Consider the following 23,090-nt stretch of genomic DNA (forward strand, 5'->3'; position numbering starts at 1 on the left):
TAAGCATGGGTTTTTTGAATAAAAATTACAACCTGCCTTTTAATGAACTAAATACCCAGGCAATGGAGAAAAACCCTATTCCAACGGCAGCAAACCCCCAACCAGAAACATCTCTGTATTTAAAAAAGCCTAATGCTATAAGTAATATTCCCATGAGTATCATTATAAGAGTAGCCCATCCTAAAATAGTATTTTTATTCATTCCCATGATTGTAGTATTTGTTTTTGAATGGTGCAAATATCGGTATTTTTTAGGATATTTAAATTTTTAAATGTTAATCCTGATACAAAATTACTGCACTTCTGCCGGGAATTGTTACCGATTGGTCGTTAATAGTTTCTATTCCGTTTTGGTTGATTATCTCGCCATTGCAAATGAGTTTCCAAGTACCGTCAATATACTGTTTAGTTTCTTCTTCATCACCGTTAAAATACACTCTGATATTTTTCCAGTTATCCCCATTGGCATTGTTTTTTAATGTATATCCAACCAATAAAGGAGAATCGAGCGTCAAAAATTCTAAATTTTCCTGAATCATTTTTTCTGAAGTCATTTTGAATGCAGGATGATTTTTTCTAAGCGTTATCAGATTTTCATAATATTGAACTAGGTCTTTGTTTTCGTGCTTCCAGTTCCAATCTATTTTGTTGATGCTATCGGGTGATTTATAGGAGTTCTCCACTCCCATTTTGGTGCGTTTCATTTCGGCTCCCATGTGTAGGAACGGAATACTTTGTGAAGTCAAAACAATGGTATTTGCTAGTTTGTCCATTTGAACCAATTCTTTTTCAGAGGCTTTTGGATTAGCGATTTTTAGTTTGTCGTACAGCGTGTTGTTGTCGTGACAAGACACGTAGCCAATTACTTTTGTAGGTTTGTCAGCATAAGAAAATTGGGCATATCCCCTTTTGGAATCATATTTTATCTGCGGATGATTGGTAGAAGCTACAATGCCAAATTGAATAACTTCTTTGTAGTTTGGATTACCGCTCACAAAACCTTTTTCGATGACATTCGACCAATGTCCCTTTACTGCATCCCTTAAGTCATCTGAGAAAATGGCAATGTCATTTAGTTTTTTTACATTGTTTTTTATAGCTCTTTTTTCTATGGATAAAGGTGAATCACCGGCGGTCCATCCTTCTCCATACAGAAAAATAGTCGGATCAATTTTCTTTAATTCGGCAGAAATACTATTCATCGTTTCGATGTCATAAATCCCCATCAAATCAAATCGAAAGCCATCAACATGATATTCTTTAACCCAATATTTAAGTGATTCCAACATGAATTGTCGAGCCATAATGCGGTCTGAGGCAAATTCATTTCCGCAAGCCGATGCATCGGAACGCTTTCCATCAGGCCAGTTTCTATAGTAATATCCGGGAACCAATTGATCAAAAATATCGGTCGAACTCGTATGATTATAAACAACATCCATTATTAAACGGATATTCGCCTTATGCAAAGCCAAAATCATTTGTTTGTATTCTTTCATTCGCACCAAACCATCAAAAGGGTTAGTTGAATAAGAACCTTCTAATGAATTGTAATTCTGTGGGTCATATCCCCAATTATATTGGTTTTTTTCCAATGCAGTTTCATCAACAGATTTGAAATCAAACACCGGAAGTAAATGCAAATGTGTAATTCCCATTTCTTGTAAATGATCTAATCCTGTTGTTTCACCAAAAGAATTTCTGGTATTTTTTTCTGCAATTCCAAGAAATTTTCCTTTGTTTTTTATTCCTGATGAAGGGTCGATTGAAAAATCCCGAACATGAGCCTCATACAATATAATGTCTGAAACCGATTTTAAAGGAGGTTGTTTGTCTGTATTCCAATTAGACGGATTGGTTAGTTTTGGGTCGAAAATTAACCCGCGATTCCCGTTTACACCAACTCCTTTTGCATACGGATCTGGCATTTCTTTGGACCAATTTCCGTTATTGTATTTTGCCTGTAATGTATAATAGGTATTGTGATAATTGCCGTTTAGAACAACTTGCCAAACTCCTGTTTTGGTGTCGTAATCAAGGTTTTTTACTGCGATTGCTTCTCCTCCATTGCCTTCTTTATAGAGATTGATTTTTGCTTCAGAGACATTAGGACTCCACAACTTAATTGTGGTCTTATCTGTGGTATAAACAACGCCTAAATCGTCTTTTAAATAAACCGGATACTCTTCAAAAGAAGCATATTGAATCGTGTTTATTTTTGAATTTTGGCTCATGGCAAAATTTATAGTGAGAAGAAAAACAATTAGTAAATGGATTTTTATTTTGAAGCTAGACATTTTGCAAATGTTTAATTGAATATTTTGTAGAGCATTTCTCTTAATAAATCGGCCTGTGATAAGCTATTGGCACCCACACCCTTGCTTTTTACATCAGTGTCACGCAATGAAGCCACTATTTGGCTTACTTTTTTCATTGGGTAGTTTTTGATGGCCACATCATAATCTTTCAGGAAAAAAGGATTAACTCCTAGTACTGAAGCTACATTCTTTGGATTTTTGTCCTTCAATCCATGGTATTTCAATAATTGTACAAAAAAACTAAAAACCAAACCGACTGTCATTACAATTGGATTGTCTTTTGGATTTTGGGCAAAATTCTCAGCAATTTTGTAGGCCTTCAGTTGGTCGCGTTCGCCAATGGCTTTTCGTAATTCAAAAACGTTGTAATCTTTACTGAATCCAATATTTTCTTCGATGTCTTTCGCCGAAATTGTACTTCCGGCGGGTAGTATGATTTGAAGTTTTTCAAGCTCTTTGTTGATGGTACTCAAATCAGTTCCCAAAAATTCAACCAACATGGCAGATGCTTTGGGTTCAATAGTGTATTTCTTTCCGGCCAATACACGCTTAATCCAGTCTCCTACTTGATTTTCGTACAGCTTTTTACTTTCATATACAATTCCGTTTTTAGCCAAAAGTTTAGTGACTTTCTTTCGTTTGTCTAGCGTTTTATATTTATAGCAAAAAACCAAAACCGTTGATGGCATTGGGTTTTCGACATAACTTTCAATTTTGTCTATTGTTCTTGATAATTCCTGAGCTTCTTTTATAATTACGACCTGACGATCAGCCATCATGGGGTAGCGTTTGGCTGTAGAAACAATATCTTCTATGCTGACATCTCTTCCGTATAAAACGGTTTGGTTAAAGCCTTTTTCCTCTTCAGATAAAACATTTGTTTCTATATATTCTGATAATTTGTCGATATAATAAGGCTCTTCCCCCATCAAAAAATAGATAGGTTTGATATTGCCTCCTTTTATATCATTTACAATCTTAATAACTTCGTCCATTTGATTTTTGTTTAATGTTTAAAGGTTTAAAAAGTTTAATGTTTTTGACGTAAAATTCCCTTTTGGGTTTTATTTAAACAACTTTAAACCTTAAACTTTTAAACTATTTATTATTTTTGCTTCATGCAAAATCTCAACTTTCCTTCCTATAGTTTTCGTTTCAAAAATAGCGAAAATAAACTGTCCATTTTTGATGTTATCAGGAAAAAATTTATCATTCTGACACCCGAAGAATGGGTTCGTCAGCATGTAGTGAGTTTTTTATTGGAAGAAAAAAAATACCCAAAATCATTGATTAATGTTGAGAAAGTTTTAATGGTCAATGGTTTGAGAAAGCGTTATGATGTAGTAGTTTTTAATCCCAACGGAACTATTTTTGTCTTAATAGAATGTAAAGCGCCCGAAGTTAAAATCTCACAAGCTGTTTTTGATCAAATCGCACGATATAATATGACTTTGGATGCAGAATTTTTAATGGTCACCAATGGTCTAAATCATTATTTTTGCCAGATGGATTTCGAAAATGAAAAATATGAGTTTTTGAGAGAGTTGCCTACTTATGGAGAGAATAAAATAGAGGAAAGAAAATAGAATAAAGAAAATAGAATAAAGAAAAAAGAGTAAAGAGTTAAGACTTTTACACAGTTCTAAATAAGGCTTTATTGTATCCTTTTTTAATTCTGTTTTTGCGAACTTAAAAATATAAATTTTGTGAAATTTGCAAATAAAGAACTTTGCGAACTTTGCGGTTAAATAAAACCTTGTTTGAAAAAAATAGCAGTAGTAATATTGAATTGGAATGGTGTAAAACTTTTGGAGCAGTTTCTGCCTTCTGTTAGCCAATTTTCGCCCGAAGCAACGATTTATGTTGCTGATAACGCATCAACTGATGAATCTATTCAATTTGTAAAAAATAATTTTCCCGATATTAAAATTATTCAAAACAATAGCAATAAAGGATTTGCGGGTGGTTATAATGAAGCCTTGCAACAGGTAGAAGAAGAAATTTATGCCCTGGTGAATTCGGATATTGAAGTTACTGAAAATTGGTTGAATCCAATATTAAAAACTTTTTCGGATGAAATCGAAACAGCAATAATTCAACCCAAAATATTAGATTTTAAAAAGAAAAACTATTTTGAATATGCTGGTGCAGCCGGCGGTTTTATAGATAAGTTTGGTTATCCTTTTTGTCGCGGACGTATTTTTGATACTTTGGAAAAAGATAACGGGCAGTACAACGATGCAATGGAAATTTTTTGGGCTTCTGGAGCTTGTTTTTTCATCAGAAAGAATGTTTATAGGGAAATGAAAGGGTTTGATGAGGACTTTTTTGCCCACCAGGAAGAAATTGATTTATGCTGGCGAACTATTAATAAAGGATATAAAATAAAATATTGTCCAGAATCAATCGTTTATCATGTGGGCGGAGCCACTTTGCAACAGGCGAATCCTAAAAAAACATTTCTTAATTTTAGAAATTCATTATTGATGTTGACTAAGAATTTACCTAAAAATGAACTGTTTCAAATCCTTGTCGCCAGATTGTTTTTGGATGGTGTCGCAGGAGTTAAATTTATTGCAGGAGGTCAATTCGTTCATTGCTTGGCAATTATTCGTGGACATTTTTCTTTTTATGGCTTGTTTTTGAAAAATTACAGAAAAAGAGAAAAAAATCAGATCGAAACATACTTTAAGATAAAAAGTGTTGTTTATGGTTATTATATCAAGAATGGCACAGTTTTTGCTGACTATATTTAACAAATATTTACATTTAAAAATTAATATTAAAAACTAACTTTGTAATTCACGTTTAATTAAATTTTACATTATGAAAAAAATAATGCTTACATTATCAGTTTTGGCACTTTTAACATCTTGTGTGTCCAAAAAAGAATATGCCGCTTTGGAGGCTAAACAAAAAGAAACACAAGATTTGCTTAATACTGCCACTGTAAAACTTAACTCTTGTTTAGAAGAAAAAGCAGGTCTTTCTGCTACTGTAGCTGGTTTGAGAGAAACGAATCAACATTTGATAAGTACATCAAAAGATATGACAGTTTTGTCTACTAAAGGAGCAGAAAATATCGAAAAAGCCCTAGAATCTATCAAAGAAAAAGATTTAAAAATCAGCAGAATGCAAGACGCTCTTACCAAAAAAGACAGCGTTACTCTTGCAGTTGTTACCAGCTTAAAATCAGTTGTTGGTATGGATGATAAAGATATCGAAATCAACGTTGATAAAGGAGTTGTTTTCATCTCTATCTCTGATAAAATGTTATTCAAAAGCGGTAGCTATGAAGTAAATGACAAAGCAAAAGGAGTTTTGGCTAAAGTTGCAAAAGTTGTTAATGATAAACCAGACTTTGAATGTATGGTTGAAGGACACACTGATACTGATGTGTTAAAAGGAAACTCTTGTTTAATTGATAACTGGGATTTGAGTGTTAAACGTTCTACTGCAATTATCCGTATTTTGTCTAAAGATTTAGGTGTGAAACCAGAACAGTTAATCGCTGCTGGTAGAAGTTCATACGTTCCTTTGGTGCCAAATGATTCTCCAGAGAACAAAGCTAAAAACAGAAGAACTCGTATCTACGTAATGCCAAAAATCGATCAGTTCTATGATATGGTAGAAAAAGAAATGAAAAAGCCAGGATCTACGACATCTGCGCCAGTTCAAAAATAATTATTCTATATATATTCACTGAAAAACGCCTCGGATTTTTTCCGGGCGTTTTTTTTTATTTTTTATACCATTCTAAAAAAGACTTTGATTTTAAACGGCTGACTTTAAATTCAAAATCATTTGCTTCGGGAATTAGAAGTTTAATTTGTGAAGTATTTTCTAAGCCTGAGATATACTTTTTATTGATAATGAACTTTCGGCTGATTCTGAAAAAAGAATAAGAATGAAGTTGTTGTTCAATGTTGTCCAAAGAATTATTGATTGTAAATTGTCTATTTTGATTGGTTAAAATGAATGTAGAGTTGGCGTCACTAAAAAAACAAATTACTTCAAATGTCTCTATTTTTTTGATATAATTACCTGATGAAACTAAAAAAGAGGACTTAAATTTATTTTCGATATTTTTTTCCAAAGTTGTCCAGTCCAAATCATTTTGGAAATCTATTTTAAAAGATTCGTATTTTAGAATCATTTTGTCTAGCTTAGACTCGTCAATTGGTTTTAGCAGATAATCAATAGCGTTATAATTGAATGCCTTTAAGGCAAATTCATCATAAGCTGTTGTGAAAACAATTTTAGATTTTATCTGAATCTTGTCCAATATTCGAAAGCAATTTCCATCTCTTAATTTGATGTCCATAAAAACTAAATCAGGATGATTGTTTTCTTCAAGCCATTTTAAAGCATTTGCAACCGAAGTCAGAATGATTAAAACGGTGAATTTTTTATCAATTAATAGTTTTTCCAATCGTTTTCCTCCCGGAATTTCATCTTCTATAATTACTGCTGTCATTAGGCTTCTAGTATTAAAATTGGAATATTTACCTGAAACATACTTTGGTCGCTCACAATCTGAATTTCCTTATTTGTCAAAATTTTATATCTCTTATTGATATTTTGCAACCCAACTTGATTCGATTGGTCAGTAACCTTATTTGAGACCGAATTCTCTAATAGTAATCCGTTAGATGATGTTAATATTTTAATTTTCAAAGGACTATCTTCTTCCATTGAATTATGCTTAAAAATATTGTCGATAATTTCCTGTAATGATAAAGATAAAATGTACTCGTTTTCTTTTGGCAGGACATTGATTTCAAACGTAAATGCATTTTCAAATTTTGCTTTATAAATTTCGAGATATTCTTTTATGAATTCCAATTCTTCTTTTAGCAAGACAAAATCATCATTTTGATTCTTTAGATAATGACGGTAAGTATTCGATAAATGATGTCCAAATTCAACAGCTTTTTTAGGGTTTATTTCAATAAAAGAAATCAGAGTGTTCAAATTATTGAATAAAAAATGAGGATTCACCTGATTTTTTAATTGCTGGTATTCGGCTTCTTTTTTTGAAAAAGAATTGGTTAAACTTTTTATTTTGAAGTAATCGTTTTTCAACTTGTTACTATAAAGCATTACAACGACTATCGCCGATGACGAAAATAATGAAATAGGATAAAAATTAATAATCATACCCTTAAAATAACAAGATATTAGCGATGCTGTAAGGGTTGTTATTAAATAGTGTTGTCTAAAAAAAGGAAAATTGCATATTCCGAAAATTACTAGAAATGCTATTGTGGTAAGAATTAAACAGGTTGAAAGTGTTTTTAATGATAAAAAAAATAAATGAACATTGAAATTTTGATGTATTGGAAGCGCTGTTAATATAAATACCACAACAAATTCCAACAAACTTATTCCTAAAACTAATTTTAAATAAAACATTGGTTTTTCATCAAGAACTAATTCATTTGTTTTTGATAAATAAATAAAGAAAATTAGGAATTCCAGAAAAAAAATAGAAACAGCGAATAATGTTTGGAGAAATACAACTTGAAAATTATTTTGGCTAAGAAATAGCTTGTTAGAAAATGAAATAAAGCAAAATACCGAAGTAAAAATAAATAAAGCTGAAATTAATAAATTTCTAATAGTATCTTCTTTTTTCTGTTGTCGCTTTTCAAAAACATAAACGTATCCAAAAGAAATAGAAACAAAAATTTCAAAAATAGCAGCATTAATTCTCCATACCTTCAGATTAGCAAACGATCCACTAAGAATTATGGAAACAATTGAGATTATTAGTAAAGGTATAATCGTCAATAAACAAAACTTTTTAAATGCTTTCATATCATTGTTTTTTAAAATTCAAATCAAAAGTCGTATGATTTGAATTTTATAAAAAAATAAAGATAGTGAAATGCATTTATTGGCTAGTGAATGGTAAATAATTTTAAATAATATCAATACTCCCTTTTCCTTCTCTCACTACTATAGGTTCGTGTCCAGAGACATCAATAATAGTTGAACCAACGTTGTCTCCGTAACCGCCATCTATAACAATATCGACAAGATTTTGCCATTTTTCGAAAATTAATTCTGGGTCGGTGGTATATTCAATAACTTCGTCTTCGTCACGAATGGAGGTCGAAACAATTGGATTTCCAAGTTGACGGACTATTTCTAAAGCAATGGAATTATCAGGAATACGAATACCAACAGTTGTTTTCTTTTTGAATTCTTTTGGAAGACTATTGTTGCCGGGAAGAATAAAAGTATAAGGTCCTGGTAGAGCTCTTTTTAGTAGTTTGAATGTTGAAGTGTCTATTTGCTTAACATAATCTGATAAGTTGCTTAAATCGTGGCAAATAAACGAGAAATTGGCTTTTTCCAGCTTTACTCCTTTTATTTTGGCAATTTTTTCAAGAGCACGTGAATTGGTAATATCGCAACCCAATCCATAAACAGTATCGGTTGGATAAATTACCAAACCTCCATCGCGAAGTACTTTTACCACTTTAGCAACGGCTGCTTCACTTGGTTTGTCGGGGTAAATTTTTACTAGCTGTGCCATTTTTTTTGTTTTGTTTTTAAAAGTTTAATCTTTCAAGTTTAAGGTTTCAAGTTTACGTTATGCATAACTTGAAACCTTAAACTTGAAACATTTTTTCTAACCTATGATTTCTAATTTTGCAAAGCGTAACAATAATTTTTTTAAGCCACCAACTTCAAATTTGATTTCGGCTTTTTTGTCGGCTCCAATTCCCTCGAGATTGATGACTTGTCCCTTCCCAAATCGTTCGTGCATTACTACATTTCCAGCAACCAGTTTATTATCAAATAAATTAGCGTTTCCAGTTGCAGAATTAATTGCAGGACCGCTCGAAACAGGTTTCAGTTTACGTAAATTAATATCCGATTTTGGTTCGTTATCTGTAATGTGTTTTGGAGGAGTACTTCCAACCGGTTTTGCCAAGCGCAATTTGGATTTATCCACATCACCAAAAATATCACTGTCAATCATTGGCTTGTAGCGGTAATTGTTTTCGGGAGCCGTAAGGTATTCCAGATACTGTCCGTTTATTTCCTCAATAAAACGGGAGGGGTCGCTATCAGTCAGTTTTCCCCAGCGGTAACGGGATTGCGCATACGTTAAATACGCCTGATGCTCCGCACGGGTTAAGGCTACATAGAATAAACGTCGCTCTTCTTCAAGCTCACTTCGGGTACTCATACTCATGGCGCTTGGGAACAAATCTTCTTCCATTCCTACAATGAACACATGAGGAAATTCAAGTCCTTTGGCCAAATGGATAGTCATCAAAGCAACACGATCTTCATCACTCGTATCTTTATCCAAATCGGTGGCTAGTGCTACGTCTTCCAGAAATTCTGCCAATGAACCACGAGCACCGTCAACCTCTTTTTGACCTTCAGTAAAATCCTTTATCCCGTTCAATAATTCTTCAATATTCTGAATACGAGCCATTCCTTCGGGAGTCGCATCTTTCTTTAGTTCCTGAATCAAACCTGTTTTTTTGGCTACATGATCAGTAAGGTAAAACGCATCCTGATTTTCGTTAATCACCTGAAAACTTTGAACCATTGTTACAAAATCAAGCAATTTATTTTTGGTCGACGAATTTAGTTTCAAGTCAATTCGTTCAATATTTTGCATCACTTCAAAAATTGAACGTTTGTAGTGATTTGCAGCAATTGTCAGTTTTTCAATTGTTGTGTTTCCGATACCGCGCGCAGGATAGTTTATAACACGAATCAACGCTTCTTCATCTTTTGGGTTTACAACCAATCTAAGGTAGCACAACACATCTTTGACCTCTTTTCTTTGGTAAAAAGACAATCCACCATAAATTCTGTACGGAATATCTCTTTTTCGCAAAGCGTCTTCAATGGCTCGGGATTGTGCATTGGTACGATATAAAACAGCAAATTCACCATTGTTCATTTGGTGATTCATTTTTTGTTCCCAAATCGTACTCGCCACAAAACGGCCTTCTTCATTATCAGTAATACTGCGGTGTACTTTTATTTTTGGACCAAATTCATTGGCGGTCCAAACCACCTTGTCTAGTTTTACTTTGTTTTTGTCAATAATAGTATTGGCAGCTTCCACAATATTTTTGGTCGAACGGTAATTTTGTTCCAATCTAAAGGTTTTTACGCCTTCATAATCTTTTTGGAAGTTCAGAATGTTATTGATATTCGCTCCGCGGAAGGCGTAAATACTCTGAGCATCATCCCCTACTACGCAAATATTCTGAAATTTATCAGATAAAGCGCGAACAATAAGGTACTGAGAATGATTGGTATCTTGGTACTCATCTACCAAAAGGTATCGAAAACGGTTTTGATATTTTGCCAGAACTTCGGGGAAACGAGTCAGTAATTCATTGGTTTTTAATAATAAATCATCAAAATCCATAGCACCCGACTTAAAGCATCGATCCACATAGTTTTTGTAGATTTCTCCCATTCTAGGTTTTTTGCTCATCGCATCAGCTTCTTGTAAATCGGGGTCGTTGAAATAGGCTTTTACGGTAATCAAACTATTCTTAAAACTAGAAATTCTGCTCAAAACCTGTTTGGGTTTGTAAATATCTTTATCCAATTGCATTTCTTTGATAATACCCGAAATGGCACGTAAAGAATCTTGCGAATCATAGATTGTAAAGTTTGATGGATAGCCCAAATGTTCGGCTTCGGAACGTAAAATTCGGGCAAAAACAGAGTGAAAAGTTCCCATCCATAGGTTTTTGGCCTCGCTTGCGCCAACAATATCCGAGATACGTTTTTTCATTTCCCGGGCTGCTTTGTTGGTAAAAGTAAGCGCCAATATATTGAATGGATCAACACCTTGATGCATTAAATAAGCGATTCTGATGGTAAGTACACGAGTTTTCCCCGATCCGGCACCCGCAATAATAATCATAGGACCATCTTTTTGCAGTACGGGTTGACGTTGAGCCTCGTTGAGCTGTTCTATATATTTTTGCATAGAAAAATTCTGTTTGAGGCAAAAATAAGAATTTTAGAATCAATAATTCAATATCAATGACAATGTCAAACAACAATATCAATTATTAAATACAATTAAAAATAAAATCAGGATTTATACAGTATTAATAAATCCAAAACTGTTAAGGTCTCAGTTTTTTACCACGTTGTTCGGCGTAATAACTCAACGCTCTATACGAGGCATAAAATTTATAAATATTGCTTACATACTGTACGGTTTCCTGTCCTATTTCATTGGCGGCGATAAGTTCAACATTGTCAAACCAGAGGTCCGGGTTTAGTCCTTTGGTTTTAGCTATTGCTCGTAATTGTATTACACGTGCAGGACCAGCATTATAAGCTGCCAATGCGAGCAAATGACGGTTTAATTTATCGATTTTAGGATCACTGAAATACCGGTCAATTAAGAATCTCATGTATTTGACGCCTGCGTGTACATTATTGTCAATTTTGTTTATGTTTCTTATATAGAAAGGCTTACCTGCTGCTGTTTTAGGTAATACTTGCATTATTCCTACCGCTCCTTTGTGACTTACCAACGCCTGATTTAAACCTGATTCCTGATAACCTTGTGCAACCAAAAGTAGCCAGTCGAGTTGGTATCGGTCTGCATATTTCAGGAATGGAGCTTTGAGAACATTTACTTGTGAGAATGTTTTTTTTGTATAAATTTCGGGCAGAAGATCGGTGTTTTTTACATATTTGTTATAAAGAGTATTTCCTATCAATGTCCCCTTTGCATTTTTTTCTAAAAAAATATCGGTAGCTTTTTTCAATTTTGGTGAGTTTTTTCTAAAAACCATTCCATAAGAAATATTTCGTGCTAATGGAATTTTCTCATATAAAACTAAATTTGGCATCACCTTAGCCCAAAGTTGTGCAACATCATCGACCATCGCCGAAAAAGGAATTACACCCGAATTAATCATTTCTAGAATATCTTCAGATTCCAAATAAGGATCAATACTTTTGATAATGATTGGTTTTATTCCTTTGTTTTTTAGTGAATCATTTAATTTCACGACTGCAGATTCATAACTACTGCCTTCACGGAGATAAACTTCTTTACCCGAGAGGTCTGCGAGTGAGTTAAGTTTTGGTGATTTTGTTCCACCAACAATAATTTCTTTGAGTCCTGTAATTGAAGGAATTGAAAAATCGACCTTTTTTTTTCGTTCTTCTGTAATGGCTAAGCCTGCATAACCTATATCGCCGTAGCCTTGTTCTAAAAGTGGTATCACCTGACTGCGGTTTACCGGTATGAAAATAATTCGTACTTGATGGGGTTTTAGATGTAAATGTTCATTTATTTTATTTTCAAAAAGTGTCAAAGCTTCAAAGGCGATTCCGCTTCTTTTGTCTAAATTAATGGAATAGTAAAGATGAGTATAGGGAACCAAAGCGCGAATTCTTCGGCGTGCAACCATGCTGTCAAGATCACCAAACTGTTGTTTCCCTAATCCAAGAAATTCGTTCTCAGAATTAAAATTATACCATGTTGTATCTTTTTTGGATATTAAAACGGATTTATCTTTCTCCTGTTTGCAGGATACACTACTCAAGAGAACAATCAAAAAAACGAGTATTATTTTTATTGGATGCATCTTTTTTATGTTTTTGGCATAATAAAGTTACATAAAATAATTGATTGTCAGATATTTAGTTGATAAGTTGGTTTTTTTTAAAAGGAGAATATAGAAAATAGAGTATAGATTTTAGATTGCAGATTAAAGATTGCAGATTAAAGATTGCAGATTAAAGATTGCAGATTAAAGATTACAGATTTCCTGCTTCCTATCTTCTGCCTTCTGCTTTCTGTTTTCAGCTTTCTGCTTTCTGTTTTCAGCTTTCTGCTTTCTGCTATCTATACTCTTTTCTCTATTTCCTATCATCCGAAACTAAACACCATTTGCGCATACCAAATTCCGATATTCGCTTGGCGTTTTTCCAGTTCTTTTTTTAAAGAAAATTGGGAAATAATCAGGGTTTTCGAAGTTTAAGCTATAGGATATTTCTTTTATTGGCTGATTGGTGCTGTACAATAAAAGTTTGGCTTCGTTTAATTTTAATTCGAGCATATATTTTGAAGGAGAAGTTCCTGTTAACTCTTTAAAAGCTCTACGAAATCCAGAGTAACTGATTCCTAAGTTTTTTGCAATATCCTCTGCCGTAATGTTTTTATAAACCTCTTCGCGCATTATCACTTTGGCTTTGTTGATTTTGTTGATGAGTTCTTCGTCTTCAAAATCCCTAGTTCTATCACGGTAATACATTAAACCCAAAATATTCATGACAATACCGCACAATGCTTGCTGAAATCCGGCTCGCTCCTCGTGTGCGATTTCAATGGCTTTGTAATACAAATCAATGATTTCTTCATTCATGCCGATATGAAAAACTGGTGGTTTGTTCAAAAAGAAACCTTCTTTCACAATCTTTTCAATCATTTTTCCTTTGAAACCAATCCAATATTCATTCCATCCGGTGTTTTCCATGGGTTTGTACGTATGCCAAACTCCAGGCATTAGGAAAAACATTTTTCCTTCAGTAATAAAATAGGATTCTTTGGAATTTCCATACGTAAAAACACCATTGCCATTTGTGATATACAGTAATTGATATTCGTTCAGAATTCTTCCTTTTCCAACATTAAAATAGTAATCTAGAGGATGTTTTTCGGGTGGATATTGTTGTTTTTCGTTAATGTTCTGATGACCAACAGTTGTGATGGTTAGTCCCCATAATTCATCTTCATGTGATGTTATCGGATAATTAACACTATTGTTCAAGTCACTGTAAAACATGGGGGTATCGATTATAATGAGAGTAAAATTTCAAACCTTTTACAAAATTAAATAATAGGTACTCCCTGAATTCTGATTTTAATCATGTTTTAAAAAAAAACTCCCCAACTTCATTTTGTCAGAAGTTGGGGAGTGATCAGGGTAAATGTATGAGTTATTTTTACCGCAGATTCGCAAATTTTTATAAAAATTCTTATTATAAATTAGCCACCTTCAGTGGAATTTACACAAATTAGTTTTTCTAAAACTACAAAATTCAAGTTTGCAAGGAATAAATTTGCGAATTTGCGGTTATTTAAAAAACTCATGCGTTTGCCCTAGGGAGCTAGGTTTTATCTTTTTGATGTTACGTTTTTCTCGTATTCCTGAATGTCGGCGATATAATCTTCGGCAGCAGGAATTCCTTTTGAGGCGCAATAATAATCAAAAACGGCAGCCCAAGGTAACGATTTGGCTTCTTCCAAAAGTGCTAGGCGTTCGAAATTTTGACCTTTTTTCTCATAGTCACGCAATTGTTCAATTGGTTCGAGTAATGCTTGTAAAAATGCTTTTTGTGTGGCACGAACTCCAATTACATAGGCACCAATTCTGTTGATAGAACCATCAAAGAAATCAAGTCCTACGTGAACGCGTTCCAATGCTTTGGCACGGATAATTTCCTGAGCAATGGCTTGTAGTTCATCGTTTAAAATCACCACGTGGTCACTATCCCAACGAACTCCTCGGCTTACGTGCAGTAAAACTTCTTTTGAAAATAATAATAAAGACGAAATTTTATCCGAAATTACTTCTGTCGGGTGGAAATGTCCGGCATCAAGTGTGATTAATTTATTATTTGCAATTCCATAACCCATGTAAAATTCATGAGAACCAACAACAAAACTTTCGCTGCCAATTCCGAACAATTTACATTCGACGCTGTCCAGCATATAGTCATCATTGGTTTTATATTCAAAAATTTTATCCAATGAATCTTTTAAATTTTGACGGTATTGCAAACGATTGGCCACCAAATCTTTTGAACCGTCCGGAACCCAAATGTTGTGAATACATTTTGAACCTAACTGATGCCCCATTTCTTCGGCAATCTTACGACAACGAATAACGTGTTCAATCCAAAATTCACGAATAGCTGGATCTGGATGTGACAAAGTAAATCCGTCAGCCGATTTTTCATGAGAGAAACAAGTCGCATTAAAGTCGAGTTTGTATCCTTTTTCTTTGGCCCAGTCAATCCAGCTTTGAAAATGTTTAATCTCAATTTGGTTACGATCTACCACTTCACCACCAAAATCGCCATATAAAGCGTGAATGTTCACACGGTGTTCACCCGGAATCAGAGACATTGCTTTGTCAATATCGGCACGAAGTTCGGCTATTGTTCTTGCTTTTCCAGGATAATTACCTGTAACTTGGATTCCACCGGTCAATTCATCGTTGCCGGTTTCAAATCCCGTTACATCATCGGCTTGCCAGCAATGTAGCGAAATGGATAGTTTATCCATATCGGCAATTGCTTTTTCAACATCGATACCAAAATTGGCGTATCGAGTTTTAGCATATTCAAATGCTTGGTTAATTTGTTCTTTTTTCATTTTCGGTTTTTTTACGAAATAGATAATTTTGTTATTCTAAAAAAGGTGTAAATCAGATATTTATAATAACACTCGTTAGTATTTCAGTTAAAATGCTTTTTTATAAAGTTCCAAGATGTCTTCAATCGTAACATCGGTTGGGTTTCCAGGGGTACAAACGTCTTCGAAAGCCGATTTGGAAAGACTTTTCAAATCTTCTTCTTTTACATTCAACAGACGCAATTTTTCGGGAATTCCTACTTCTATGGCAAGATCTTTTACAGCTTTTACGGCTGCTTGAGCTGCTTCTTCAGTTGATAAACCTACAACAGAAACTCCCATAGCACGAGCAATTTCGGCATATTTCCCAATAGACGATTTGGTGTTGAATTCCATAACAATTGGCAACAATAACGCATTGGCAACACCGTGAGGAATGTCATAATAAGCGCCAAGTGGGTGCGCCATTCCGTGAACCAAACCTAATCCAACGTTCGAGAATCCCATTCCGGCAATGTATTGAGCAACAGCCATACCGTCTCGAGCCGTTACATCAGAAGGATTTTTTACTGCCGTAGGCAAATGTTTAGTAATCATTTCAATCGCTTTCAATTCGAACATATCCGACATTTCCCAAGCGCCTTTGGTAATATATCCTTCGATAGCGTGAGTCAAAGCGTCCATCCCCGTTGCAGCAGTTACGCTTGCAGGCAAAGTCAGCATCAATTCTGCATCAACAATAGAAAGAATCGGTATCGCATTTGGATCTACACAAACCATTTTCTTCACATTTTGTTCGTCAGTGATTACGTAATTGATAGTCACTTCGGCAGCAGTCCCAGCGGTTGTTGGTAATGCAATAATTGGCACACATTTGTTTTTGGTATCAGCCACGCCTTCCAAAGAAACCACATCAGAAAATTCAGGGTTATTTGAGATAATAGCAATCGCTTTGGCAGTATCGATTGGCGATCCACCTCCGATGGCTACAATAGTATCGGCTCCACAAGAGCCAAAACTAGCTAAACCTTCTTTTACTTGGGCGACAGTTGGATTTTGTTTTACATTTGAAAAAATGCAGTATTTTATTTTTGCAGAATCCAAAATTGCGGTAACTTTTTCTACCACTCCAAATTTGATTAAATCTTTATCGGTAACAATAAAAATTTTTCTCAGACCTCTTTTTTTGATTTCACTTGCAAGAACAGAACGGCTTCCCGCCCCATAATAGGACATTTTATTTAAAATGACTCGCTTAATGTTGCTCATAATTTTTTATATATTATTGTTTTATTATTTGCGATTTAGTGATTAGTGAATAGTAAATAGTCAACAAAGCATTCTAGACTAGAGACAAAAACCAACAATTAAAGTCGAGTATTTAAGCTACTCACTATTCACTCATTTATTCTCTTATCAGTGCTTTGAATGCAACTCTCAATTCATCTATTTCTTCATCTCCCATTGGGCACAAAGGTCCAACTGAAGCTGCCATGACTAATGAATTGGCACTAAACTCAGCTACTTCCAAATAATCAAAAGTGTTTAATAATTGATCTCCGGTAACCACAACACAGTCATTTTCGATTAAAACAACTCGGTTTTTGTCAAACATATTAGCCATTTCATCAATGTCTTCAAACAAAGAACCAAAAGGAACTGTAGGTACATCTTGAAGGAAAATCCAGCTTTCTGGAATGGTGCGAACATCAAATTTGGTTCCGCTCACCGCATGCGCCATCAAATTGGGAGCCTGAGTGGTGATAATAGAATTAATGTGTGGATTTTGCTCATAAATACGTTTGTGCAACGCCACTTGATAACTTGGGTTTTTATTATCCTCGGTCATTCCGTCTTTTACCTGAATAATATTATCGGCCGTGATGTTCCAGCGAGAAACATTGTGTGGAGTAATCAAAAAGTCATTTTTGTTCCAACGGGCAGAAACCGTTCCAAAAGTCGAAATCATTAATCCCTGTTCGCAAGCACGATGGATAATCTTTACCATATCTCTACGAATAGCAAGTTCATCAGAAGGATATCCAGGATCTGAAAAACGGGTCGCTTTTTGTGGAATTTGTGCTCTGTATTGTTGTATTTGCTCATCTGTCAATGCGGTCACTTTTCCTAGTTTTCCAGCATTTACGATGATACAACAGCATAGTTCCAGCGTTTCAAATCTTTGGTAAGCATCCAACATATCCGAACCTCCTAAAACCACGCCATGATTTTCCATAATAACAGCTTTGCTATCAGTATTAATAAACTGATTGGCAATTTTTTCACCCAAATCTTCACTACCAGGGCAACCATAAGGTGCATAACCTATTTTGCCACAAACCGAGCGAAAATGGGGAGTAATATTGGTATTAGGAACTTGACGAGTAATACTAAAAGCTACCAATCCCGGAGGATGTGCATGAATGATGGCATTTATATCGGGACGTGCGGCATATATGGCTTTATGAAAAGGAAATTCTGATGATGGCTTGTGTAAACCTACAATGCTTCCGTCTTGTTTGACACAAACGATATCTTTTGGAGTCAAATCTCCTTTGTCAACAGCTGATGGTGTTATCCAAATATCCCCATTTTTATCTCGAATAGAAATGTTTCCACCCGATGTAGTGGTCATTCCTTTTTGATAAATTCTCCCGATTACCATATCAATCTGTTCAACCGGATGCATTAGCTTAATATCTAACTTTTTCATTTGTATATAATTTGTTTTCTTAATGTTTATTTTTTCTTTCTAAATATGTTGCACAGAAGTTTCCTGATTTAATTTGGTAATAGTCAGGAATTTTTGGTAAGCTTCGTTCCAAATAGTCTGATTTTCAGGAATAAATTCATCCAATTGTATTGAGTTACAAATAATTTGACGCATTTCCTGAAGCGAGTTCACACAACCAGCAGCTTTGGCCTGAATCATTATGTTTCCGATAGCTGTGGCTTCAGAAGGTCCTGCCAATACCGTTATTCCTGTTGCATTGGCTGTCCATTGATTTAACAACGGATTTTTTGACCCACCCCCTATTACATGTAATTTTTCAATCGGGAAAGGTGCCAAATCTTTTAGTTTTTCTAATACGTAATTGTATTTTAACGAAAGGCTTTCAAAAATGCAGCGAACAAATTCGGCATGTGTTGAAGGCACTATTTGATTGGTTTGCCAGCAATATTCAGCAATGGCTGTAGGCATGCAAGAAGGGTTTGCAAATGACTCATAATCCGGATCAATGATTGATTGAAAAGCAGGAACCGAAGTCGTCATTTGAACTAATTTTTCGTAGGCGTATGTGATACCTTCTTTTTTCCAATCTTTAAGGCATTGTTCTAATAACCACATACCTGTAATATTTTTCAAAAAACGGGTAGTTCCTTCAACCCCGCCTTCGTTGGTGAAGTTTAATGCAAGAGTAGTTGCGTTAATAATCGGATCTTTCACTTCAATCCCCATCAATGACCATGTTCCTGAGCTTAAATAGGCGAAGTTTTCGTTTAATGCCGGCACTGCAGCTACTGCTGATGCGGTATCGTGTCCCGCCACAGCAAGCACTTTGACTTTACCTAATTCACTTTCTGTAGCCAAATCATCTCTTAGACGACCTATTAAATGGCCGGGCATGACAATATCACCAAGAATTGAGGGAGAAACACCTGCTTTTACTAGTAATTCGGGCTCAATTTCTTTGGTTTTTGGATTTAGTATTTGCGAAGTTGATGCTATGGTATACTCCACAACCTTGTTGCCAGTAAGCATATAGGCCAGTGCATCGGGTATGAATAATATTTCTTTTGCACTCTTTAGTAATGAATTTTTTGCTTGGCTTAACGCAAAAAGTTGATACAAGCTATTGAAATTCATTATTTGAATTCCGGTAAGGCCATATACTTTTTCGTGTGATATTAATTGGAAATATTTTTCAGGCATTCCTATAGTATGTGGGTCACGGTATGCATATGGAATTCCGAGGATAGAACCGTCTTCGGCAATCAAAGCAAAATCGACTCCCCAAGTATCGATACCTATTGAGGTGATAGGAACCCCTTCTCGTTTTGCGGCTGCCAGTCCTGTTTTTAAATGCTCAAACAGGGAATAAATGTTCCAATGACTGTGGTTTCCAATTTGAAGTGTTTGGTTAGAAAAACGCGTTAGTTCTTTCATTTGAAGACGTCCTTGCTCAATTGTTCCCAAAATTGTGCGACCGCTTGTTGCTCCAAGGTCAAATGCTAAAAAAGATTTATTTTTCATCTGATTTTATATGAGTAAGAAACAAAAGTTGAATGATAATTGTGAATCACTGTTTTTTTCTTCAGTTTCAGAATTAACTTTTACAAACGTATTTTTTTAAACAATAATCAGAGATGAATTTTTGATAATTAAACTTAATTTTTTGATCACATTCTGAATTTTAACACTGTTATTTTGTTAAATATTCATTTTGAAGTGTGAATTTTGAGAAAACAGAATTGCTTCCGGAGACAAAAAACTCCTATTCTTTGAAGTGGTACTTAAATAGTAATTTTTATTCTAAAAGTTTTTTAAACCTTAAATTAGATTGGTTTTTATACTTCTACACCTTTATTTTTGAGAACAAATAATATCAAAATTAAAATAAAAAAAACGGTAGTAAATTTTAAAAACGACAGCATCCTTTGAGAAACTAAAAGTAATTCTGATTTATTGTCAAGATGTTTGTTATCCTTAATTTGATAAAACACTTCAACTTTTCCTTTAAAGACTTTAAGGGAAGATAAAGTATTTCCTTTTTGTTTTACTTTATAATAGTTATTTTGCTGAGCCATTGACCTAGTTTTATTTTGGTCTATAAATTGATTTTCCGGAATAATATCTTCCTTCAAAAATTCTGTTTTGCTTTTCATGATTGCATTAATTTATTAAATATATTTTTGCCTGATGTCTCAAATTTATCTAGACATTTCGCCAATATATTTGAATCTACACGATTGTTATAAGCAAGTATGATGCCAATATTGGGATATTGACTGCTGGCAATAGAACATTTAGTTTAAAATTAACATTGATTATTTTGATATTTTTGATAAAAAATGGATTCCTATTTTGGATACAAAGCTTGTTTCTGAATTGTTCTTTGTTAAATATATAATGGTTTAGCTGAATCAATAAGCACAATTTATTCGTAAATTAGCAGTACTATTACTATAATTCTAACTAAAATATTTATTTCTATGAAAAATCTGAGGATGTTTTGTTTATTGATTGCTTGTATTGGATTTGTGAGTTGTAAAAAAGATCAAGCCCCAAAAGAAGCTGAAACTGAAAAAAAGCTGGCCGAAAAGCCAATAAGTGTTGAGTGTTACAAGGCTTTGTATGAACAAGATACAATAGACTTGAAAATTAATAATTTAAAAAACGGCAACGTTAGCGGGAATATGGTGATGAAATTTTTTGGTCACCCTGCAAAAGTTGGTGAAATTTCGGGGAAATACCATGGAGATACATTGTTTGTCGACTATACATTTTCCATGGTTACGAATAAAGCAACAACTTTTAAGAACCCAATGGCGATGCTAAAAAAAGGGGAAGAACTCATACTGGGTAGCGGAAAAATTGAAACGTATTTGGGACGTTCGTTTTTTTCCAAAGACACTCCAATAGATTTTGAAAAGGTAAAGTTTAAATTTTCTAAAGTGAAATGTGAAGAAAAATAAAGATAAAAAAAGGAGAAAGTTGTTCTCCTTTTTTTGTGTCTCGCAATTTAAATGTAATTTTTTTAATGAAGAAAGTTAAAATTTTTTCTTCATAAATAATGTTTTTGTCTTTGCAAAAAGGCTATTTTTGAAACCAATTTTTTATCAAGAAAAGATTTCTGATTTTTAATAGATTTACAAATACACGAACAAAATTCGTTTTAAAATTATACTTATGTTCAAAAAGACAACTATTGTAACTGCTCTTCTTTTTATTTTAAATTCATGTGCTGTAAAGCAAACGAGCCTGACAATGAATGATTGGTATGCTTTTACCAAATCAAATTCTGAAAGACAGGAACCTTCAAAAGTCTATGAGTTTTCTGACGGCATGATACGCATGTATGGTGATGAAAATAGTTGTTTGATGACGAAAAAAAGTTATAAAAATTTTGAACTCACATTAGAATACCGATGGAATATTGAAGAAAAGTTTAATAAAAGAAAAAGCCTTAAAAATAGTGGCGTGATGTATAATATTCCGCTGGATGCATCAGACAGGATTTGGCCAAAAGGAATTCAATTTCAGATAAAAGAAAATTCTACTGGTGATTTCATTTTTTTGGATAACGTAACTGCAAAAGTAAATGGAAAATTGATTGAAGCCGGAGCAAGTGTTGTTTCTCCCAAATTTCTTGCAAATGAACAACCTTATGGAGAATGGAATACTTGCGTAATTAAATCATTCAATGGTAAAATTACCCAATATTTGAACGGAAAATTGATAAACGAATGTGTGGAAGCAACTTCTATCGAAGGTAAAATTTCTTTGAATTATGAGAGTTCACCAATTGATTTCAAAAATATTGTGATAAAAAATATTTCGAAGGAATAAAGGACTTTTATTGCGGTTTTATTTAAAAAACACATCGTAAGCAAAGCGAATCAAGGTTCCTATTACAACAACAAGGAAAAAGATTCGGATGAATTTATTTCCCCGGTTGATAGCGAGTTTCGCGCCTGTCCACCCTCCTATTGCATTGCTGGCAGCCATCGGTAAGGCGATAGTCCAAATGATTTTTCCTTTAAGCATAAAGAGGCAGATGGAACCAAAATTGGTCGCTAGATTGACCATCTTGGCATTGGCAGAGGCGTGCAGAAAATCAAATCCCATTATGGCGATAAAGGCAACGACAAGAAAGCTTCCCGTTCCAGGACCTATGAATCCATCGTAGAAACCAACCACAAAACTGATTCCTACAGCATTCAGAATTTGGGTTCTAACAGAAATATCTCTCTCTTGGTGCTGCCCGAAATTTTTCTTGGCGTAAGTATAAATTGCTAATAATGATAAAACTACAAGTAATAAAGGTTTCATAAAATCGTTGCTTACATAGGTCAATATTGTTGATCCTAAAAATGCAGATGGACAAGCTAATAGCATCATGATAATCAGGATTCTCCAATTAATAGTTACTTTTTTTACATATTGATAAGCGGCAAAAGAGGTGCCACTGAAAGCTGGTATTTTAAGGGATCCAATAACTGTCGATACAGGAAGGTTGGGCATAAGTATTAATCCTACTGGAGTTTGAATAAGCCCGCCACCGCCAACTATAGCATCGATAAATCCCGCAAAAAAGGCTGCTAAACAAAGTAATATAATAATGTAAGTTTCCATATATTTTGATTTTGGCTAGTATGTTTTCCCA

The 23,090-nt window shown here is 34.2% G+C and carries 20 protein-coding genes; 5 read left to right on the plus strand and 15 right to left on the minus strand.

From position 1 onward, the window contains the following. Positions 1-25 precede the first annotated feature (25 nt). The 3 genes from EM308_RS11905 to holA all read right to left on the minus strand — a co-directional run bounded on the left by EM308_RS11905 (position 26) and on the right by holA (position 3,313). Complete coding sequence (locus tag EM308_RS11905) at positions 26-208, minus strand: CAL67264 family membrane protein (protein WP_035637005.1); 183 nt, start codon at positions 206-208, stop codon at positions 26-28. Positions 209-275: 67 nt separating this feature from the next. Further along, on the minus strand, positions 276-2,234 hold the full coding sequence (pulA, locus tag EM308_RS11910) for a type I pullulanase (RefSeq protein ID WP_156101344.1): 1,959 nt from the start codon (positions 2,232-2,234) through the stop codon (positions 276-278). A 74-nt stretch (positions 2,235-2,308) separates the two neighbouring features. Further along, on the minus strand, positions 2,309-3,313 hold the full coding sequence (gene holA / locus EM308_RS11915) for a DNA polymerase III subunit delta (RefSeq protein ID WP_035637009.1): 1,005 nt from the start codon (positions 3,311-3,313) through the stop codon (positions 2,309-2,311). 123 nt (positions 3,314-3,436) lie between these two features. Here holA and EM308_RS11920 point away from each other — a divergent pair, with 123 nt between their 5' ends. The 3 genes from EM308_RS11920 (at position 3,437) to EM308_RS11930 (ending at position 6,002) form a co-directional block, all read left to right on the plus strand. Next, on the plus strand, positions 3,437-3,904 hold the full coding sequence (locus EM308_RS11920) for a type I restriction enzyme HsdR N-terminal domain-containing protein (RefSeq protein WP_035637010.1): 468 nt from the start codon (positions 3,437-3,439) through the stop codon (positions 3,902-3,904). Between the two features lie 174 nt (positions 3,905-4,078). Further along, positions 4,079-5,074, plus strand: coding sequence for a glycosyltransferase family 2 protein (locus EM308_RS11925; protein ID WP_035637013.1), 996 nt, complete (start codon positions 4,079-4,081; stop codon positions 5,072-5,074). 70 nt (positions 5,075-5,144) lie between these two features. Continuing rightward, complete coding sequence (locus tag EM308_RS11930) at positions 5,145-6,002, plus strand: OmpA/MotB family protein (protein ID WP_051877772.1); 858 nt, start codon at positions 5,145-5,147, stop codon at positions 6,000-6,002. Between the two features lie 55 nt (positions 6,003-6,057). On the opposite strand, the gene EM308_RS11935 is transcribed toward EM308_RS11930, so the two are convergent. The 11 genes from EM308_RS11935 to EM308_RS11985 all read right to left on the minus strand — a co-directional run bounded on the left by EM308_RS11935 (position 6,058) and on the right by EM308_RS11985 (position 20,589). After that, the gene (locus tag EM308_RS11935; RefSeq protein WP_035637015.1) at positions 6,058-6,795 is read right to left on the minus strand and encodes a LytR/AlgR family response regulator transcription factor; all 738 of its coding nucleotides are present in this window, start codon (positions 6,793-6,795) and stop codon (positions 6,058-6,060) included. Then, positions 6,795-7,478 carry a sensor histidine kinase gene (locus tag EM308_RS18175; RefSeq protein WP_197056129.1) on the minus strand — a complete coding sequence of 228 codons (684 nt, stop codon included), beginning with the start codon at positions 7,476-7,478 and terminating at the stop codon, positions 6,795-6,797. The genes EM308_RS11935 and EM308_RS18175 overlap by 1 nt, the downstream gene beginning before the upstream one ends. A 763-nt stretch (positions 7,479-8,241) precedes the next feature. Then, a complete protein-coding gene (locus EM308_RS11945) occupies positions 8,242-8,862 on the minus strand; it encodes an L-threonylcarbamoyladenylate synthase (protein WP_035637018.1) in 621 nt (206 codons plus the stop codon). 96 nt (positions 8,863-8,958) lie between these two features. After that, positions 8,959-11,304, minus strand: coding sequence for an ATP-dependent helicase (locus tag EM308_RS11950; protein ID WP_035637019.1), 2,346 nt, complete (start codon positions 11,302-11,304; stop codon positions 8,959-8,961). A 142-nt stretch (positions 11,305-11,446) separates the two neighbouring features. Beyond that, on the minus strand, positions 11,447-12,928 hold the full coding sequence (locus EM308_RS11955; RefSeq protein WP_051877773.1) for an MltF family protein: 1,482 nt from the start codon (positions 12,926-12,928) through the stop codon (positions 11,447-11,449). A gap of 294 nt (positions 12,929-13,222) precedes the next feature. Continuing rightward, positions 13,223-14,128 carry an AraC family transcriptional regulator gene (locus EM308_RS11960; protein ID WP_035637020.1) on the minus strand — a complete coding sequence of 302 codons (906 nt, stop codon included), beginning with the start codon at positions 14,126-14,128 and terminating at the stop codon, positions 13,223-13,225. 332 nt (positions 14,129-14,460) lie between these two features. Beyond that, positions 14,461-15,723: an L-rhamnose isomerase gene (locus EM308_RS11965; protein WP_035637021.1), complete on the minus strand. Its 1,263-nt coding sequence runs from the start codon at positions 15,721-15,723 to the stop codon at positions 14,461-14,463. A gap of 87 nt (positions 15,724-15,810) precedes the next feature. Then, the gene (gene fucO, locus EM308_RS11970) at positions 15,811-16,971 is read right to left on the minus strand and encodes a lactaldehyde reductase (protein WP_081907267.1); all 1,161 of its coding nucleotides are present in this window, start codon (positions 16,969-16,971) and stop codon (positions 15,811-15,813) included. Between the two features lie 136 nt (positions 16,972-17,107). Further along, positions 17,108-18,415: a class II aldolase/adducin family protein gene (locus EM308_RS11975; RefSeq protein WP_035637022.1), complete on the minus strand. Its 1,308-nt coding sequence runs from the start codon at positions 18,413-18,415 to the stop codon at positions 17,108-17,110. A 39-nt stretch (positions 18,416-18,454) separates the two neighbouring features. After that, positions 18,455-19,957, minus strand: coding sequence for a rhamnulokinase (locus EM308_RS11980; RefSeq protein WP_035637024.1), 1,503 nt, complete (start codon positions 19,955-19,957; stop codon positions 18,455-18,457). Between the two features lie 314 nt (positions 19,958-20,271). Next, the gene (locus EM308_RS11985) at positions 20,272-20,589 is read right to left on the minus strand and encodes a hypothetical protein (protein WP_035641179.1); all 318 of its coding nucleotides are present in this window, start codon (positions 20,587-20,589) and stop codon (positions 20,272-20,274) included. A 327-nt stretch (positions 20,590-20,916) separates the two neighbouring features. Here EM308_RS11985 and EM308_RS11990 point away from each other — a divergent pair, with 327 nt between their 5' ends. Continuing rightward, positions 20,917-21,399, plus strand: coding sequence for a hypothetical protein (locus EM308_RS11990; protein ID WP_035641176.1), 483 nt, complete (start codon positions 20,917-20,919; stop codon positions 21,397-21,399). 214 nt (positions 21,400-21,613) lie between these two features. Next, entirely contained in the window at positions 21,614-22,273 is a 660-nt protein-coding gene (locus EM308_RS11995) for a 3-keto-disaccharide hydrolase (RefSeq protein WP_035641173.1), read from the plus strand. An 18-nt stretch (positions 22,274-22,291) separates the two neighbouring features. On the opposite strand, the gene EM308_RS12000 is transcribed toward EM308_RS11995, so the two are convergent. Next, entirely contained in the window at positions 22,292-23,059 is a 768-nt protein-coding gene (locus EM308_RS12000; protein WP_035641170.1) for a sulfite exporter TauE/SafE family protein, read from the minus strand. Positions 23,060-23,090 lie beyond the last annotated feature (31 nt).

Source organism: Flavobacterium gilvum (assembly GCF_001761465.1).
In the GTDB taxonomy this organism is placed as follows: Bacteria; Bacteroidota; Bacteroidia; order Flavobacteriales; family Flavobacteriaceae; genus Flavobacterium; species Flavobacterium gilvum.